The sequence below is a fragment of the Methanogenium cariaci JCM 10550 genome (assembly GCF_001315945.1).
In the GTDB taxonomy this organism is placed as follows: Archaea; Halobacteriota; Methanomicrobia; order Methanomicrobiales; family Methanomicrobiaceae; genus Methanogenium; species Methanogenium cariaci.
Map to the genome: position 1 here is coordinate 1 of NZ_BBBG01000025.1, position 17,503 is coordinate 17,503.

Here is a 17,503-nt window from a genome sequence, read left to right on the forward strand (position 1 = left end):
GAATCGGGAGATTATATTCCCAGAATTTCAACGGTATATTCTTTTATTACCAGACGCTTCACGGGCAGTGTGTATACATTCGGAGATACTTCGGTAAATTTTTCCTGCCCGATATAAGGACCGGTCAGGTAGCTTTGCCAGGCACGGGAATAGTCATCATCCGGGTCAGGAAAATACTCAACGGTTACTACACTTGTTCCGGGGGGGAGATAACTGAAGTCATGGATTACCGGTGCGTCAAGCATCGCCATCTGAATCGTCCCGATACCCCCCAGGGTCATCTCCTGCGGTGAGGTAATACTGGTCATAAAGATGACCAGGGTCCCCCCCTCGGTCCCATCATAAAACCAGCGGGGGGGATTGGAGATCATGGACGAACCACTCTGATCCTGCTGGCGTTTGACCACCGCACCATTGGAAACCGAGACCACGGCCGTCCCTTCCCCGGAGATAAATTCCAGCGATCCCGGATAGTATGGGGTGGTTTCAGGAATTCCACTGGATGTATTGAGGTAGGTGATTGCGAAATGCTCACCCGCCCCATTCTCTGCCTCAGTCGAATTGGTCACAAACATACTGCCGCCCGAGACACCAATGGTTGTGTCACGGTAGGGCACATTGTTCCGGGTCAGAATCTTGATATCGTTCTGGAGAACGATCATATTCTGCTCCATGATCTTCTCATCCGAACTTATTTTCGCATCTGCAAGCACCGGGTAGCCGTAGAGCGTCACAATTGAGATTCCCAAAATCACAATCGTAAATATCAGGATAAACCCGATAGCTTCGGATACCCCCGATTCATCGTTCCGTATACATGTCTTCATTGAAACTCACACCCCTGAGGAGTTATAGGTAATTATGTTATATCCGCTGCCTGTGGTCCGGCCGGTGACCCCCCTGCTGGCACCGATACCTGCGATCGCAACCTCGGCAAGGACCGATCCATCGGTAACCGAAATATACTGGCTCTCTTCAATTCCGCCCAGAATCACATCATATTCTTCTCCCGCCACGGTGTCGGGGGGGAGATCAAACTGGGTCCGGATGGTCCCGTCCCCCCCCGGTGCAATGGCATACAGGTCCACCATACGCACACTCACCCCCCCGTTTCCAATATCCACATACGAGTGATACTTCAGCGTATCCGACGGCCCTTCAATCAGACCTGCGTTCACCACAAACATCATGATGACAAACATGCACACCAAAAGGGAGGTGATGGAGAGATATTCGGTCATCATGGAGACGCCTTCATCATCCAGATTTCTATAGATTCGTGTCATGCCTATGGCCTCCTCTCCGGCAACAGCAGTGCTCGGTATATTCGGTGATGCCGTTGTTGTAATGGATGTCAATCTGGTGATAGGTATAAAAGATATCCTCATACGTTCCCGCTGCTGTCCATTCAGACCCGTCCACAGAATAATTTGCAATCGCGTTGTTGCGGGACATCGAGAGCAGGGCGATGTCCCCCCCCGGAAGCGTTCCTGAAGATCTTCACGATCACTGATTCCGGAAATCCCCCCCGGCAGTATTCCCCCCCATCGACTCCAGTTTCCCCCCCGCAGGTCCTGCACCTCATTTTTCGGGAACTCCATCACCGACTCGGCGGTCGTCTGACCGACAAGCGGTGCCTGGCTGATGACGATGGCAAGCATGAACATACCGATTGCAACGATAAACCCCCCCATCATCACAATCCATTGTCCGTCGTCGTTTAACGTCTCCATATAAGCACCTCCAAAAGCACAAGCTGTTCACCGGCGTCATAACCGGATACAAACGGTCTGTCCGGCAGCCAGACGTACCGGGTCACACTGATCGCAGGTTCACGGGTTAGCTGACTCATTGGACTGTCGGTTGAATGGCTGAAGGCATAGGAATTCACCGTATCTCCCCCCCCAACAGAGGTCACCCTGTTATAGACCGTTGCATTGAACTCCAGACTGTCAACAATATCGGTGGTGCCGGTCCCGGATCTTAGATACGAGGAGAACGTATTCCCGAACTCCGTCCCCCCCTCATTGTTCTGAATCATCTCCGCAAGCGGGCTTGCGGACAGAGGAGACATATCTTCCGGCGTGTCCATCATCTGCAGGGCGTCATACCCCCCCAGCTGCTGCATCTGCATATCCGATATATGCGCATCCCCCCCCGGCGTGTAGATCAGGCCGGAATTAAATATCGTAAACGCCGTCACAAGCATGATCACTCCCGCCGTAATGCCCTCAATCGTATAGAGCTGTCCCTCGTCATTCATCACCATACCGCCACCTCCATCACACCGTCAACAAGCTGTGGCTGTATCACATTGGCCGGGTTATAGTCGTACGGGTGTATGCCGCTCAGATACCGATGGGGGGGAGTCATATTATTCGAAAACGTATACGAGAACGAAAAGTTCAGATCCAGAGAACTGGTGATCTCATTGGAGAACGGCAGCGGCGGATACAGTTCCATGGTGATCATCGAACCGTCGTCGACCGACTCCGCAGCACCAATCGCAGGAACCGGCACCCCCCCGTCAACTTTCAGCGAGTAGGTATCATTCTCATACGGATTGAGACCCGGTATGACAATCATACTGCCGTCATCCAGCTGTTTCGAGAGCTCCATACCGGTAAATGTCATCGATGCAATATCCCCCGTCGTATTCAGGTAGGGAAGCATACCCGTCAGATCAATCGTGAGCCGCTCGGACTGGGGGGGATCAATCCGGTACGCAGGGTTCACCGATCGGTTAATAAGGACATCATACGGGATATGCACTGCAAAATCCTCAGAGACACTGGTCTCGTTTGCATCAAGATTTCCGGCATAATACCCGGAAGCATAGCTGGTGAAATTGATTGCCGCAACGGAAGGCTCCTTCACCTTGACCAGGCGCCGCATATACCCATACTGGAAGGTCGGCACCGTGTCACCGCCTTCTGCATAATATACGTCACCACCGGTGGAAAGAGAGATGTTGTAGAGATACATGAGCTCACCAAAGATGACCTTGTCCCGGTAATCTTCGGCAGTGAACGTGAAATTCGGAATGAGATTAAAGAATTTGTTTACTTTCTCCCGTGAAAGAATATTGGGAGTCTCCTTGGAGACGGCAAGCCCCCAGACGCTGGATGTCTGCCTTGTGCTCCATGCCATAAGGCCCCATCAGATTCCATGACGGATTTTCCGGTGCTCCGGGATCCTCCACCAGAATCACCGATGTCCGGTAGGCAACGGCATCATAGTCAATATTCTCACTCTGAATGCCTGCAAGAAACCCCGGCACAAGCGACAGGACCATGATCAGGATAAAATAAATACCGTAAATCCCGCAAGAAAATCGATTGAAAGGATGGCATCCTCATTTTTTATTCGTCTTATTGCATCCACTCCCCCCCTGTATATGCATCAGATCGGAACGTCTCATAGGTATCCGGCCCGTAGATTGTCATCACATAGGTTCCGTTACTGAGGAAGAGATCCGCCTCAGTGGCATCTTCACGGAAATATCCTGAGAGCGTATCTTCGTGAAGACGGAAGAGTTCGCCGGGAGCGAGAACCGTCGTTGGATCAAAGGCCGGATACTCAATACTCCGGGCCCAGTCATACTCACTCCAACCCTGATCGGTATAGATCAGAACAACGGTCCTCTCCTCATTCGCCGGTCGTACAAAAATGGTCCAGGACGATGCACGCCCGTCCCCGGCCATCTGCATGCCCCGCACTGCAAGAAATGACTGGTTCTCAAACGAGATCATCTCCTCGTTCTGGCTGACGGCAAGGTCAGCCAGAGCTTCGTCAAGGGTCAGCCCCATGCTCCGCTCATCGGGTGTTTCCGAACCAAATGATTGGGAATGCCCCCATGAAAATATCGAACCTTCCCCCCCTACACAGCCGCAGCAGAATGCCACCGCCATGAGCAGCAGGAGAACCCCCCCCCATAGTTACTCATAAAGAAAGCCTTCCGTAGTGAATGTTTTGCAATACCAGCTAATAAAGATTGATATAACGCCCGGCAATGGAATATCTTTTCGATTTGGCCTGATATTTAAATTATCGGAACCGGATAGATAAAATATTTAAAATAAAGGATTATTCGAGTGAATGCAGCACAAGGCCACTGAGCAGTTTGGGTTCAAACCAGGTGGACTTGGGAGGCATCACGCCGCCATCATCTGCAATTCCCAGCACATCATCCACATGGACCGGCTGCATGGAGAACGCAGCAATAAACTCGCCGGAATCCACACGGGTCTGCAGGTCACGCAGCGGCCGTGCGCCACCCAGATACTGCAGGCGTGGGTCACCACGGGGGGGATCCGTGATGCCCAGCATTCCTTCAAGGACCGTCTTCTGGAGAAGGGATACGTCAAGGGAGGCAATCCGGTCTGCCGCAGGGTCCACCGGGCAGGAGAGTTCGTACCAGGCACCGTTCATATACATATGCATCACATGGACCGGCGTTGCAGACTCCGCAAGCGGCGGGATGCTAAAGACCGTATCCTCAATCTCGCCGTATGGCTTCACGGTAAAGGTCTCGGAGAGCCCTGCCATGAACGTCTCGGGGGGGGTGTAGTCTCCGAGATCCCGCACCAGTCTGCTGTAACCGTGGATCTTCACCCGGTTCTCGGCAAAGATAACGGCCATAAACCGCTCTGATTCAGGGGTAAGCCGTCCTTCCTCACCGCGTTTGTCCGCTATATTGACGGATGATTTGGCACGGTGGTGGCCGTCTGCAATATAGAAGGCATCAACGCCTGCAAACATCTCCTGCATCGTGCTGATGGCCTCCGGGTCAGCAATGCGGAAGACCTCATGAACCGCACCGTTGCTCTTTGCGACACCGTCGGGCAGACCTTCCGGAACAAGGGAGGCAATATAGGGGGGAAGATCTCACCGGGGGGGTCACGGTAGAGAAGGACAACAAGACCGGTGTGCATATCCGTCGTGTCAATGTGACGGGTCCGGTCCTCTTCCTTGTCGTAGCGGGTATGCTCGTGGCGCTTTATTTTATTGTCCCGGTAATCGTCCACACTGACGTTTGCAACAAACCCGGTGTAGATGCTGCCACCCTGCTTGACACGGTAGAGATAGATGCCCGGCTCTGCATCCTGGAGGAGAAGACCTTCGTCAATCAGTTTATGGAGATTTGCTGCCGCGGTCTCATAGACCACCGGTGCTGCCGGGTCGGTATCTGCGGGAAGGGTTGCTTCCGAGCGGATGACCTGCAGAAAACTCTGGGGATTCTCTGCAAGGGCTGCGCGTGATTCTTCGGTGGATACCACATCATAGGGGGGGACCGAGGCTATCTGTTGTGCCTCTGCTGCCGGAGGGCGAAACGCCTTGAAACTAAATATCTGGACCATAACAAAAATTCCTGCCTGTAAGGTTTGGGTGCGTTATTTATTGATCTTTAAATTAAATATGAGTATCCGCAACGGAGTATAGATTGAATGCAGAACACTGACATCCATATTCGCCGGGCCCGGCAGGCTGACCTGCCTGGCATCTGTGCAATCGAACACGAACTGTTCCCGGATCCATGGGATGAATCTGCATTCCGGGACGCATTATACCTCTACCCCGGTCTCTTCTTCGTCGCAGAAAACGGGAATGGTATTATCGCTTCGTCTCCGCCGGGATGGAGGACACCGGGGGGGACGCGGTCTACGGCCACATCATGAATATCGCGGTTCGGAGAGTTTCCCAGGGACAGGGGGGGGCCGGGAGCAAGCTCCTGCAGCGCATTGAATTTGAATGCATGGTTCTCGGGGGGGCAGGAGCGATGCAGCTTGAGGTGCGGGTTTCAAACCTTGGCGCACAGCGTTTTTACCAGAAACATGAGTATGCCCAGGTCTTCATGGTGGACAGCTACTACAACGACGGCGAAGACGCCATCCTGATGATGCGCTGGTTTACCTGAGAAAAAAGGAAATTGCGGTTATCCCCCCCGCCCGAGTTGCTTGTGCGCCCGTGCCAGATGGCCCGCCGCAAGTGCCCCCCCCAGCAGGGAGAGTTCTCCTGCAAGCACGCCTGCGGCAATGATCTCGGCAAAGGCCTTGGCATTGGCCCCCCCGGCCGGATCTCCGCCGCCTGCGACACCGAGCATCTGCAGACATGCCTGCTGGGTCTCGATTGCCGTACCGCCGCCCACGGTGCCCACCTGAAGAGACGGAAGGGTCACCGAGACGTAGACTCCGCCGTCCACCGGGTCAACCGTGGTGATCGCATTGCTGCCCTCGACCACATGTGCCGGGTCCTGTCCGCAGGCGAGGAAGATGGCCGCGATGACATTGGCCGCATGGGCATTGAACCCAAGAGAACCGGCACGGGCAGACCCGACCAGATTCTTGCGGGTATTGACCTCCGTGAGGGATTTCGTATCGGTCTTGAAGACCTCTTTTACCATTGCATCAGAGAGGAACACTCCTGCTGCCACCGTCTTTCCCCCCCTGCCCATCACCACATTTGCCGCAGAGGGTTTCTTGTCGGTGCAGAGATTTCCGGAGAGGGCGACCAGACGAACGCCCGTCTCTGCCGCAATGACTTCCGCTGCCTTCTCGCTGCCGATGGTGACCATGTTCATCCCCCCATCGCATCGCCGGTGAAGAATTCAAACCGTACGTAGAGACTGGTGCCTGCGATATGGGTCGTGATCCGTTCCAGACGGCCGTGTGATGTGGTGGTGGCCGCTGCCTCTGCAAGGACAGCAAAATGATTCTCCACCCAGCGGGCCGCTCCCACCGCATGCGGCACACTGTCGCAGGCAAAGACCGGTGCCCGTGTCATGCCGTCCCGCTGGATGCGCACCTCCGCACCGCCAGCCTTGGTGATGGCCCGGCATCCCCCCCGGTTCACCGAGGCGATGAGGGCACCTTCGGTGGTGGCAAGGGGGGGCAGGTAATATGCCTCGTCCGCATACTCGCCCAACACCTGCAGAGGGCCTGCCACACCGACCGGTATCTGAACCGTGCCAATCATATTCTCGCAGTTGCGCTTGGTGACACGCTCGGTTGTGATGGCATACTCACCCAGTACAGACAGAGAGACTTCTGTCTCCTCTTCAATAAAGGAACGGCGGACAGATATTGCCTCATCAGAAGGAAGTTCTGCTTCCAGCGCGTGGAGTTTCAGCGAACCATCCCGTATCCGCTGTATATAATCATCCATGTACATATCACATAGAAGAGAAAGACAATAAATGGAGGTGGTCAGGTGAAACAGGAACAATGGTGCGTCCGCGTGCCGGTAAGAGAGGGGGGAACCCATACGACAGCAACTGATCAGTGACGGTGTCCTTGACACATCATTCAAACCCGCCCGTGACGGGGCATTTCTGCTCTTTCCGGTGACTGATCCTGCCCGTGCAACCGAACGCTGGGAATGCGAAGCAAATGTAAAAGCCATACCCCCCCTTCCCCGGCACGATCTGGTGGGAGGCATTGCCATCATGCAGGACGATGACCCGGAGGCAGCAGAGCTGCTGCTCGGATCACGGCCTTCCCTTCATACGGTGCTGCATGCCGAGACCCCCCCCGTTTCCGGCGAGTACCGGACACGGGGGATTCCGGGTGCTGGCAGGAGTGCCGGTGACCGCCACAGAGTGCACCGAATACGGTATGCGGCTGAAAATCGATCTGGAAGCCGCATACTTTTCGCCACGTCTCGCAAATGAACGGCAGCGAATCGTCTCCCTGATGGAAGAGGGTGAACGGGTCTGCGATATGTTCGCGGGTGTCGGGCCGTTTGCCGTCGCCCTCGCAGAGAAGGCAGAAATTGTCTTTGCAGGCGACCTGAATCCCGGTGCAGTCCTCCTGATGGAAGAAAATATCCGGATAAACCACCGCCATAATGTCATTCCCATGCTTGCGGATGCCCTGCATCTGGGAGAGATCCTTACCACGGGTTCGTTTGACCGTATCATCATGAATCTTCCCATGAGTCCGGTGCCCTTCTTTGAAACGGCTGTGCGTCTTGTGCGGCCGGGCGGCACGATACATCTCTATGCAATGCAGGAAATGGAAGGGGGGGAATATCGTGAGATGATTGAAGCGTATCCCTGCACGATTGCAAAAGAACACCGGGTGCGTTCATACTCCGCCGCACAGCACCACGCGGTGTATGACATTACCCGTAGCGGGAAATGAATACCGGAACCGATCATACATTTTTTTGGATATTGTTGACGGGAGAAAAGAACAAATACGGGATTGCCACCGCCCCCCCGGCATTATGGGAGAAATGTCATCCGGAGAATGCCGCAGCAATCCTCAGCATACCTATATCTATTATACACCAGCGGGCCTTTTCAGACCTGCACATTCCCCCCCGGATTATCCTAAAGATCGGCCAGTTCTTCTTTTGTTATACCAGCCTGTTTTAGTATCTCCATCAGGGTGCCTTTGGGCAGGTCTTTTTTATGTACCGGAATGACCACCCTCTGCCTTCCCTCAGGATGTATGTATATATGGTGACTCCCCTTTACCCTGTCCAGAACAAACCCTTTCTTCTCCAGTATCCGTATGACCTTTCCGGGGGGGTTCAGGGTAGGAAGTTTCATGCAAGTGCGTTTATCTGGAGATTGTATTCAAACACATCTTCCTCAGATGGCACGGGTTCATTATGTTCAATGAGACTCTCGATGTAGAGTGCAACAGCTTCCCTGGTCATCTCAATAGCCTCATCAATGGTCTCCCCATAGGTAACACAGCCGGGAAGAGAAGGCACAGAGGCGGTATACCCGCCTTCGGGTTCCTTTCTGAGCATAATGCGGAAATTATATGATTTTTCCATAACAGACACCTGAAAGCATTCTTTCAACTACATTATTTAATTGTTGTTGTCATCCATACAGGGGGGGCATCCTTGTATCCGTAAGAAGGGAGGAGAAGGATGCAGACCCATAAAATATATGGATAAACACCGGTCTGATGAATATTCTCCTGGCAGATACGTGTGTTGCAAAAAATGGGGGGGATAGAGATTATTTTCGCGTGGTTTATGCGGGCACAAACTTTGTGCCGTAGACGATGACGCCGCTGTCGCCTTCGGAGATAATCTTTCGGAACACGCTCTTTACCGGCATGCCGATAGCAATCTCATCAGGATCACAGATCACCTGCGCTGTCATGCAGGTGCCCTCTTCGAGTTCTATGATCGCAATCGCATAGGGCGTCTGTATATCATAGTCGTCGCTTGCCGTTCGGATTACTGAGAAGGTACGCACCGTACCGTTCCCGGAAAATTCATAATCAACAATCTTTCCGTCTCTCCGGCACTCCGGGCAGATGGCACGCGGCGGGAAGAAATACCGTCCGCATGTTTCGCATTTGTTGCCCTTCAGGTTATACCGGTTCTGCTGTTTTCTCCAGTAGCGTGGGACTGACATTTTTAGACCCCCAGAATGTTACAGACAACGGTCGCACCCGTTCCGCCGACGTTGTGGGTCATACCAATCTCTGCATCGACCTGACGGCCGACTGCCTCTCCACGAAGCTGGGCGACAATCTCACAGACCTGCTTGATACCCGTTGCACCGACCGGATGGCCGCATGACTTCAGACCACCGGATGTGTTGACCGGGATTGAACCGCCGATTGCGGTCTGGCCGTCTTCGGTCAGTTTTCCTGCCTCTCCCTTTACACAGAAGCCAAGGTCTTCGATGGCGCAGAGTTCAGCGATGGTGAAACAGTCGTGCACTTCAACGAGGTCAATATCCTTCGTTGTAAGGGATGCCTGCTGGAATGCCCGTCTGCCTGCGGCAACCGTTGCGTCCAGCGTGGAAAAGTCCCGGCGGTCGTGCAGGGATATGGTATCCGTTGCCTGTGATGATGCCAGCACCTTCACCGGGGTATCGGTGACTCGCGTGCCATCTCCATCGGGCAGAGAATAACTGCGGCAGCACCATCGGTTACCGGGGGGGAACAGTCCAGAAGCCGCAGCGGGTCTGCAACAAGCGTTGATCTCATCACAGCCTCAATGGAGATCTCCTTTCTGAACTGCGCCATCGGGTTGTGGGCACCGTTGCGGTGGTTCTTGACGGAGACCGCCGCAAGCTGCTCCCGTGTCAGGCCATACTTGTGGATATAGTCGTTTGCAATCATCGCGTAGAGACCGGGGGGGAAGGTAGCACCGACAAGGCCCTCCCATTCACGGTCTGCTGCGCCTGCAAGGGCGTCGGTGGTCTCGCTGCCGCCGACATCGGTCATCTTCTCGACACCGCCTGCAATGACGATGTCCTGCATGCCTGATGCGACTGTCATATATGCCTGCCGGAAGGCAAGGCCACCGGAGGCACATGCGGCCTCCACACGGGTCACCGGAATATGATTTTTCGTGAGACCGGCATGGTCTGCAATGAGAGCACCGATGTGTTCCTGCAGGACAAACCGTCCACCGCTCATATTTCCGACAAACATTTCGTCAATCTGGTCGCCGCTCATCCCCTGCGTTTTCCAGGGCACTTGCACCTGCCTCTACGAAGAGATTCCGGAACGATGTGTCCCACCTTTCGCCGAATTCGGTCAGGCCAATTCCGACAACTGCTACTTCTCTCATTACTGCATCACTATTTTTCCTTTGTGTTTGGCGTACAGTGCATAGTCCAGATACTTCCCGTCTGCAAGAAGTTCTTTCACGGTCGGTGCGGCAGACCGGTTGAATACATCAGACTCGATGGCATCGGTTACGGTGATGTCAAAGGCGTCGCTCCCGGCACCGGATCCGTATGAGGTGACAAAGATACGCTCACCGGGTTTTGCCACATCGAGGGTGGCGGAGATTCCAACGGGGACGGCACCGGAATAGGTGTTTCCAAGGGTTGGAACCGCAAGACCGGGGGGGCCAATCTGCTCTTTGGTAAACCCAAGCATACCGGATACCTTCCGGGGGGGAACTTTGCATTGCTGGTGGAAGATGGCATAGTCATAATCAGACGGTTCGGTGCCCATCTGTTCGAGCATCAGGCGTGCGGCACCCTGTACATGCTTGAAGTATGCCGGGTCACCGGAGAAACGGCCACCGTGGCTGGGGTAGGTCTGTCCTTCCCGCCGCCAGAAATCAGGGGTGTCTGTCGTGAACGAACAGGTGTGGTTTATTTCTGCAATCGGGTTGTCTTCACCGATGAAGATTGCCGCTCCACCTGCCGAGGCGGTGTATTCGAGTGCGTCACCGGGTGCACCCTGTGCGGTGTCTGCACCGATGGCACAGCCGTACTGGATCATGCCTGACTTCACCATACCCATACAGGTCTGGATACCGGCGGTGCCTGCTTTACAGGCAAATTCAAAGTCTGCTGCGGTCATCACGGGTGTGGCACCGATTGCCTCACCGACGGTGGCAGAGCTGGGTTTCACCGCATAGGGGTGAGACTCTGAACCGACGTAGATGGCCCCCCCAATCGCATCACGCGGGATGTCCCTGCGGGCAAGGGCATAGCGTGCCGCTTCAACGGACATGGTGATCGTGTCTTCGTCAAGGTCGGGAACCGACTTCTCTTTCACACCGAGGCCTGCGGCAATCTCAGCGCCGTTTGCGCCCCCCCATACCCGGGCAATCTCCTCGGTTTTGATACGGTAGCGCGGGATGTATGCGCCGTATGTAATTATTCCTACCATTACTCTTCCCTCAGAATATCGACAATTTCATTGACATCCATTTCCGTGCACAGCAGGGTGATCCGGTCGCTCTCAGCAAGGCGGGGGAACGAGCGGATGCACTTCCTCAGGGGAGATTCCCTGGAGAATCACGCAGCGCGGTTTGAATGGGGGTCACTCTGATTGCGATCATCGGCGATTTGCCGGTTGATACATTGGTAAAGATTAGCGCCCGTTCCGTACTCCAGCCATAAATCCGGTTGAATTCATTGGCTGAAAGCTGAAGAATGGCGTTTTCCGAGTTGACAACCGTATATCCGTAGATCTGCTGATCCACAGGACCCACCAGATGCGTGCAGGCAATCGCACTGCAAAACCGGGTGAGCGGAACCGGCATGTTGTAATCATGCATGTCATAGATGACATCAGGATCAAAGTCATTGTAGAGGATTTTGGCGAACTTGCGGATGTGTCTGCCACCGTTCGCTTCATCAATACTCAGGATGCTGTCAACAATCTTTCCAACAACCGCAGTACCCGGATTCTTGCGTCTGCCACCTTCGTAATCGGAGATGACCGACGGAGAGAAGTTCAGCTCGTCTGCAAGTACTCCGGGGGCGATGTTGAATGCAAGGCGCCATTTCTTCATGGCCTCTCCCGGGGACGCAGATAGTGTGATCTCTCCTGCCATTTTTTCAGCAAGACGGGTCCGCAGTGCGGATTTCATAGATATACTCTTTGCACGCCGGTATTATATAATTAACGAAGGGCATTTCGGCATTCAACGACATTCTTCGGGGGGGATTATGTATATCCGCCCTGTAGTATGGGAGGTATGGCGGGATGGTAACCCATATATGGTATACATACCAAAAATGATATACGATGATCGCACCCGATGACCTGATCTGCCTGAAAGCGATCGCCCTTTTAGGGGGGGCTTTCCGGTGCTGTGTCGGTCTCTTCGCAGAGTCTTGCACAGGAACTGTCCATCAGCCCGCAGACTGCTCCCGGAGACTGATCTCCCTGGAAAACGCCCACCTGATCACCCGGACCATGGGGGGGGACGGTCAGTATGTGACGGTCACCGCAGCAGGGGGGGAGGAGCATCTGAGGGTTGAATATGCCGCGTACCGCCGCATATTTGAGACGCACGACAGGCATTACTTCCTGAAAGGGGAACTCATCAGCGGACTGGGAGAGGGACGCTATTACGTAGGCATTGAAGGCTACGTGAGCCAGTTTTCTGAGAAGCTGGGTATCACTCCGTATCCCGGTACATTTAATATTAAACTCAGTCCGGCAAGCATCGAGACCCGTCGCAAACTCGATGCGATGGAATGGACGGAGATAGAAGGCTTTACCGACCATGACCGGACATTTGGCGGGGCGAAAGCTCTGGAGTGTTCGATCAACGGATATCCCTGCGCAATTCTCAAGCCGGGAAGGACCCATTACCCGGAGGATATTATTGAACTGATCTCCGAGGTCCGGCTGCGGGATGTGCTGGGAACGGATGACGGGGGGGCACAGGTAACCATTGAGGTGACACGATAATGATAGAGAAAGGACTGGAAGCGTTCAGGAGGGGGGGAGAGTTTGTGCTCCTCTTCGATTTTGATGATCGGGAAGGAGAGACGGATTTTGCCATCAGATCGGATGCGGTCAGGCCGGAACATATTGTCCGGATGAGAAAGGACGGCGGCGGGCTGATCTGCACGGCTCTGCATGCACAGGCGGCAAAGAATTTCGGTCTGCCGTTTGCAAGCGAGATTCTTCAGCCGACGCATCTGGCGGAGCAGGAAGGCGACATTCCGTATGACCGGAGCAACCATTCGTCCTTTTCTCTCTGGGTCAACCACCGCGACACCTTCACCGGCATCACGGATAATGACCGGGCACTCACGGTGACCCGTCTGGCAGATCAGGTGGAAAAGACGCTGAACGGCGGCGGAGACGACTTTGCCGCGGAGTTCCGGACGCCGGGCCACATGGCACTGCTGCGGGCGGCAGACGATCTCTTAGATCAGCGCAGAGGCCAGACCGAACTTTCGATTGCGCTTGCAGAGATGGCGGGTGTTACGCCTGCGGTCACGATCTGTGAGATGCTGGATGAGACGACCGGGAAGGCTCTGACCAAAGAGGATGCACGCCGGTATGGGGAAGAGCACGGGATTGTATTCCTTGAGGGCAGTGAAGTGCAGGCTGCCTGGGATGCTCGGAAGTCTGTTTGAAGAACGAAATATACAATCCATTGAATACCTCCCATTTTTATCTCTTTTTGCAGTCATGATTTAATGAAAGAGTTTCCGGAGATGAAGGGATTTACTGAGACAAATCTTCGGTTTATCCGCCGGTGGTACCTGTTTTACGGGAATGAGGTGTCAAATTCAGTCACAGCCTGTGACCGAATTGCATCGGGTGTTCTGCCTGCCGCTGGAGGAGACGAAAAAGTGGCACAGGCTGTGCCCCCCCTTTTGACCCGGATCCCGTGGGGGGGCACAACCGGGTGATCATTTCCAAGTGCAATACTGTTGATGAAGCCCTCTTCTATGTCAGGAGAACAATTGAGAACAACTGGAGCAGGAATGTTCTGACACATCAGATAGAAAGCAATCTCTACGCACGCAACGGGAAGGAAATTTCCAACTTTTCCTCGACCCTTCCCGCACCGCAGTCCGACCTGGCACAGCAGATAATCAAAGATCCCTACAAGTTTGATTTCCTGTCCCTCACCCCCCCGGAATATACCGAGAGAGAACTGGAACAAGGCTTATTGAGCATATTACCCATTTCCGGGTGGAACTTGGTGCAGGCTTTGCCTATGTCGGGAAGCAGCGGGTGCTGAAGGGCAGGGAGCTGGCGCACTATCTGACCGGGAAGAAACCGGGTTTCTCAAAAGGAATATTCCACTATATGAAAAAGAATGTTGAGTCAAAGAAGTCGTTTTCCCGAAATTTACACGTTGCCCGCCGGTTGATGCAGGGAGATCACCTGAAAAAGACGCTTACGGTCTGAGATTTTTTCAACTTTCTTTTCTGTTGAATCAATTCAACGCCTTTTAGGAGTTAATGTTGAAGTATTGTTGATGATTATTGAGCAATATCATATAAATTCCATAAAGTTGATGTATGGTGCTGAACGAGTTCATTATTGGCTTGAATTTATTTTAATTCAATATTTAGCAGCCATGAGGCAATTAAATGGGAGAGAGCGAGCAACAAACCCGTAAAAACGGATCGATCCAAAATTACAGGCGGCGGGATGGAAGGTTGTTCCATTTACCGAGATAAAGGATCTCACTGCATACGATAGATGTGCTATCGAAGAATATCCAACCAAAAGAGGCCCCCGCCGACTATGCACTGTGTATGGATGGTGCCATCATTGGTGTTGTTGAGGCAAAGCGGCTCTCTCTCGGCCCCAAGGTGTGCTTCTTCAGGCAGAACGGTATGCCCGTGACATGACATCACATTCATTCAATTATGATGGACTGCATACACCGTTTCTATACTCCACTAACGGCGAGGTAACCTGGCACCATGATGTCCGGCATACTCTCAACCGCTCACGGCAGATTTCCTCATTTCATACGCCAGATGCCCTGATTGAACGTCTCCAAGCCGATACAGATGATGCCTGCACGCAATTTTTTGCTGTGCCGGACAATTCCATGATGCGCCCCTATCAACGGGACGCCTGTGCTGCTATTGGTGAAGCGATTGATGATAAAAAACGGACTATGCTCGTTGCGATGGCAACCGGGACTGGCAAGACCTACACAATGGTCAACCTGATCTACCGACTGATGAAAGCAGGGGGGGCTGCCAAACGCATCCTCTTTCTGGTGGATCGGCGTGCTCTGGCTGCACAGGCTGTCCGGGCATTCTCCTCTTTTGAGACTGAGCAGGGGGGGCTAAAGTTCGACAAGACATATGAGGTATACAGTCAGGCGTTTCATCGGGGGGGTGATCTAGATGAAAACGAGCCTATGATGCCAATGTCCTCCCCCCCGAAGCCTATCTCACCGATCCACAACCGGGACACAGCTTTGTCTATGTATCCACCATCCAGCGCATGACGATCAATCTCTTTGGAAAATCCGCTCAGTTCTGTTCGGATGAAAAACCAGAAGACGATGCGTCAAAAATTGACATTCCCATTCATGCCTTTGACCTCATCATTGCGGATGAATGTCACCGGGGGGGATATTCCGCACAGGAGATTTCTGTCTGGCGAAATACCCTTGACCATTTTGATGCGATAAAGATTGGACTAACCGCAACTCCCGCCACCCATACGATGGCCTACTTCAAACACAAGGTCTATGAATACGGCTACGAACGGGCGGTGAAGGAAGGGTATCTAGTCGATTATGATATCGTAAATATTGAGTCCGGCGTGAGAATGGAGGGCATCTTCCTCAATGAGGGAGAGGTCATTGATATCATTGATCCGGTGACCGGCCAGCGGAAGCTCGATGTGCTGGAAGACGAACGTGCATTTCCGTCCGAGCAGGTAGAACGCAGTATCACGTCCATCGACTCCAACCGAAAGATCATCGAGGAAATTCAGCGGTATGCCCTTGAGCATGAAGCTCAGTACGGACGGTTTCCAAAAACACTGATCTTCGCCGCTCAGGACATCTCCCATATCTCCCATGCGGATCAGCTGGTTGAGACGGCACGCGATGTCTTCGGCCGGGGGGTGATTTCTTTGTGCAGAAGATCACCGGGAAGGTGGACCGCCCCCTTCAGCACCTGCGGGAGTTCAGGAACCGGAAACAGCCGGGGGGGATTGTGGTTACAGTGGATCTGCTCTCAACAGGTGTGGACATTCCCGATCTCGAATACATCGTATTCCTGCGGCCGGTGAAGTCTCGTATCCTCTTCGAGCAGATGCTGGGACGCGGGACGCGGAAGGGAGAACACCATCCCGATAAGTCCCACTTTGTGGTCTTTGACTGTTTTGGTGGATCGCTGCTGGACTACTTCAACAAGGTAACCAGTATCACTGCCGAACCACCCAAGAGGGAGACAAAACCAATCACACAGATAATTGATGAGATATGGAATAACCGTGACCGGGAATATAATACTCGTGTGCTCGTAAAAAGGCTCAACCGCATCGATAAGGAGATGTCGGGTGAGGCACGGGATCTCTTTAGTAATTTTGTGGAGAAGGGTGATCTCAAAAAGTTCGCCGTCAGTCTTGAACGGAGGGTTCAGAACGATTTCACTGGGACGATGGAGCTGCTCCGTGACCGTGATTTCCAGAATCTTTTGCAAAACTATCCGCGTCCGCCGAAGAAATTCATCGTTGACTATGGGACGCAGGATGATGTCTCATCGACATGGGTGGTCCGTGACTCTGCCGGGAATGAATATAAACCGGTGGACTATCTCACCCAGTTCTCCAAGTTTGTCCGGGAGAATCCTGAGAAAATTGAGGCGATACGCATTCTCCTCGACCGTCCACAGGAGTGGAGTACGGATGCGCTTGGTGAGTTGAAGCAAAAGCTTGCGGCGACCCCACAGCGGTTCACTCTGGAAAACCTTGAGCGTGCGCACAAGGTGCAGTATCACAAGGCGCTCGTTGATATTATCTCGATGGTCAAGCATGCCGCGAAAGAAGAAAGCGAGCTTCTCACGGCAGAAGAGCGGATACGGCGGGCGTGTGATGCGGTGACAACAGGCAAGACCTTCACCCCCGATCAGAAGGTATGGCTCAGGAGAATACGCTCACATTTAATCGAGAATCTCTCAATAGATAAAGAGGACTTTGAGACCATCCCGGTCTTTGCGGACCATGGCGGATGGGGGGGCCGGGCAAATCGGATTTTCAATAACCAACTTTCCATTCTTATTCAGGAATTCAACGAGGCAGTTGCAGTATGAGCGATATTGTGCAGAAAC

Annotated in this window: 18 protein-coding genes and 6 pseudogenes; 11 read left to right on the plus strand and 13 right to left on the minus strand. The window is 53.4% G+C overall.

Features of this window, described 5'->3' with window-relative positions; genetic code table 11:
- Nucleotides 1–11 precede the first annotated feature (11 nt).
- The 6 genes and pseudogenes from JCM10550_RS14665 to JCM10550_RS14690 form a co-directional block, all read right to left on the minus strand.
- Entirely contained in the window at nucleotides 12–827 is an 816-nt protein-coding gene (locus JCM10550_RS14665) for a hypothetical protein (protein WP_062400187.1), read from the minus strand.
- 6 nt (nucleotides 828–833) lie between these two features.
- Nucleotides 834–1,733, minus strand: coding sequence for a hypothetical protein (locus JCM10550_RS23625; RefSeq protein WP_245619314.1), 900 nt, complete (start codon nucleotides 1,731–1,733; stop codon nucleotides 834–836).
- Nucleotides 1,721–2,263 carry a hypothetical protein gene (locus tag JCM10550_RS14675; RefSeq protein WP_157200316.1) on the minus strand — a complete coding sequence of 181 codons (543 nt, stop codon included), beginning with the start codon at nucleotides 2,261–2,263 and terminating at the stop codon, nucleotides 1,721–1,723. The genes JCM10550_RS23625 and JCM10550_RS14675 overlap by 13 nt, the downstream gene beginning before the upstream one ends.
- Nucleotides 2,263–3,150 carry a hypothetical protein gene (locus tag JCM10550_RS14680; protein WP_062400191.1) on the minus strand — a complete coding sequence of 296 codons (888 nt, stop codon included), beginning with the start codon at nucleotides 3,148–3,150 and terminating at the stop codon, nucleotides 2,263–2,265. Before JCM10550_RS14680 ends, JCM10550_RS14675 begins: the two co-directional genes overlap by 1 nt.
- A 221-nt stretch (nucleotides 3,151–3,371) precedes the next feature.
- Nucleotides 3,372–3,911 (minus strand): hypothetical protein, encoded by a 540-nt coding sequence (locus tag JCM10550_RS14685; protein ID WP_062400193.1) that lies wholly within the window; start codon nucleotides 3,909–3,911, stop codon nucleotides 3,372–3,374.
- A gap of 175 nt (nucleotides 3,912–4,086) precedes the next feature.
- Nucleotides 4,087–5,360: pseudogene (locus JCM10550_RS14690) on the minus strand (DUF1015 domain-containing protein).
- Nucleotides 5,361–5,447: 87 nt separating this feature from the next.
- On the opposite strand from JCM10550_RS14690, the gene JCM10550_RS23630 reads away from it, so the two are divergent.
- Together JCM10550_RS23630 and JCM10550_RS23635 are read left to right on the plus strand one after the other, a co-directional pair.
- On the plus strand, nucleotides 5,448–5,678 hold the full coding sequence (locus tag JCM10550_RS23630; protein WP_062400195.1) for a hypothetical protein: 231 nt from the start codon (nucleotides 5,448–5,450) through the stop codon (nucleotides 5,676–5,678).
- Complete coding sequence (locus JCM10550_RS23635; RefSeq protein ID WP_245619316.1) at nucleotides 5,636–5,917, plus strand: GNAT family N-acetyltransferase; 282 nt, start codon at nucleotides 5,636–5,638, stop codon at nucleotides 5,915–5,917. Before JCM10550_RS23630 ends, JCM10550_RS23635 begins: the two co-directional genes overlap by 43 nt.
- An 18-nt stretch (nucleotides 5,918–5,935) precedes the next feature.
- Here JCM10550_RS23635 and hmgA read toward each other — a convergent pair.
- A pseudogene (gene hmgA, locus JCM10550_RS14705) lies at nucleotides 5,936–7,164 on the minus strand (hydroxymethylglutaryl-CoA reductase (NADPH)).
- A gap of 45 nt (nucleotides 7,165–7,209) precedes the next feature.
- Between hmgA and JCM10550_RS14710 the strand changes: the two are divergent.
- Nucleotides 7,210–8,141, plus strand: a pseudogene (locus JCM10550_RS14710) (class I SAM-dependent methyltransferase family protein).
- A gap of 191 nt (nucleotides 8,142–8,332) precedes the next feature.
- Here the strand turns inward: JCM10550_RS14710 and JCM10550_RS14715 are convergent.
- The 6 genes and pseudogenes from JCM10550_RS14715 to JCM10550_RS14740 form a co-directional block, all read right to left on the minus strand.
- Nucleotides 8,333–8,554 carry a type II toxin-antitoxin system HicA family toxin gene (locus JCM10550_RS14715; protein WP_083475551.1) on the minus strand — a complete coding sequence of 74 codons (222 nt, stop codon included), beginning with the start codon at nucleotides 8,552–8,554 and terminating at the stop codon, nucleotides 8,333–8,335.
- Complete coding sequence (locus JCM10550_RS14720; protein WP_062400199.1) at nucleotides 8,551–8,787, minus strand: type II toxin-antitoxin system HicB family antitoxin; 237 nt, start codon at nucleotides 8,785–8,787, stop codon at nucleotides 8,551–8,553. The genes JCM10550_RS14715 and JCM10550_RS14720 overlap by 4 nt, the downstream gene beginning before the upstream one ends.
- A 205-nt stretch (nucleotides 8,788–8,992) precedes the next feature.
- On the minus strand, nucleotides 8,993–9,382 hold the full coding sequence (locus JCM10550_RS14725) for a Zn-ribbon domain-containing OB-fold protein (protein WP_062400201.1): 390 nt from the start codon (nucleotides 9,380–9,382) through the stop codon (nucleotides 8,993–8,995).
- A gap of 2 nt (nucleotides 9,383–9,384) precedes the next feature.
- Nucleotides 9,385–10,551, minus strand: a pseudogene (locus JCM10550_RS14730) (thiolase domain-containing protein).
- A complete protein-coding gene (locus tag JCM10550_RS14735) occupies nucleotides 10,551–11,609 on the minus strand; it encodes a hydroxymethylglutaryl-CoA synthase (RefSeq protein ID WP_062400203.1) in 1,059 nt (352 codons plus the stop codon). Before JCM10550_RS14735 ends, JCM10550_RS14730 begins: the two are co-directional and overlap by 1 nt.
- Nucleotides 11,609–12,315, minus strand: a pseudogene (locus tag JCM10550_RS14740) (transcriptional regulator). The gene JCM10550_RS14735 and the pseudogene JCM10550_RS14740 overlap by 1 nt, the downstream one beginning before the upstream one ends.
- A 158-nt stretch (nucleotides 12,316–12,473) precedes the next feature.
- Between JCM10550_RS14740 and JCM10550_RS14745 the strand changes: the two are divergent.
- The 8 genes and pseudogenes from JCM10550_RS14745 to JCM10550_RS20945 all read left to right on the plus strand — a co-directional run bounded on the left by JCM10550_RS14745 (nucleotide 12,474) and on the right by JCM10550_RS20945 (nucleotide 17,485).
- A pseudogene (locus tag JCM10550_RS14745) lies at nucleotides 12,474–13,145 on the plus strand (DUF120 domain-containing protein).
- Entirely contained in the window at nucleotides 13,145–13,822 is a 678-nt protein-coding gene (gene ribB / locus JCM10550_RS14750; RefSeq protein ID WP_062400205.1) for a 3,4-dihydroxy-2-butanone-4-phosphate synthase, read from the plus strand. Before JCM10550_RS14745 ends, ribB begins: the two are co-directional and overlap by 1 nt.
- 39 nt (nucleotides 13,823–13,861) lie before the next feature.
- Nucleotides 13,862–14,101, plus strand: coding sequence for a hypothetical protein (locus JCM10550_RS25350; protein WP_281175425.1), 240 nt, complete (start codon nucleotides 13,862–13,864; stop codon nucleotides 14,099–14,101).
- The gene (locus JCM10550_RS25355; RefSeq protein WP_218185256.1) at nucleotides 14,098–14,436 is read left to right on the plus strand and encodes a DUF1016 N-terminal domain-containing protein; all 339 of its coding nucleotides are present in this window, start codon (nucleotides 14,098–14,100) and stop codon (nucleotides 14,434–14,436) included. Before JCM10550_RS25350 ends, JCM10550_RS25355 begins: the two co-directional genes overlap by 4 nt.
- On the plus strand, nucleotides 14,430–14,606 hold the full coding sequence (locus JCM10550_RS14760; protein WP_157200319.1) for a hypothetical protein: 177 nt from the start codon (nucleotides 14,430–14,432) through the stop codon (nucleotides 14,604–14,606). The genes JCM10550_RS25355 and JCM10550_RS14760 overlap by 7 nt, the downstream gene beginning before the upstream one ends.
- 412 nt (nucleotides 14,607–15,018) lie before the next feature.
- Nucleotides 15,019–15,669, plus strand: coding sequence for a DEAD/DEAH box helicase family protein (locus tag JCM10550_RS25360; protein ID WP_218185249.1), 651 nt, complete (start codon nucleotides 15,019–15,021; stop codon nucleotides 15,667–15,669).
- The gene (locus tag JCM10550_RS25365) at nucleotides 15,666–16,463 is read left to right on the plus strand and encodes a DEAD/DEAH box helicase family protein (RefSeq protein WP_281175424.1); all 798 of its coding nucleotides are present in this window, start codon (nucleotides 15,666–15,668) and stop codon (nucleotides 16,461–16,463) included. The genes JCM10550_RS25360 and JCM10550_RS25365 overlap by 4 nt, the downstream gene beginning before the upstream one ends.
- On the plus strand, nucleotides 16,397–17,485 hold the full coding sequence (locus JCM10550_RS20945) for a type I restriction-modification enzyme R subunit C-terminal domain-containing protein (RefSeq protein ID WP_281175426.1): 1,089 nt from the start codon (nucleotides 16,397–16,399) through the stop codon (nucleotides 17,483–17,485). Before JCM10550_RS25365 ends, JCM10550_RS20945 begins: the two co-directional genes overlap by 67 nt.
- Nucleotides 17,486–17,503: the final 18 nt, after the last annotated feature.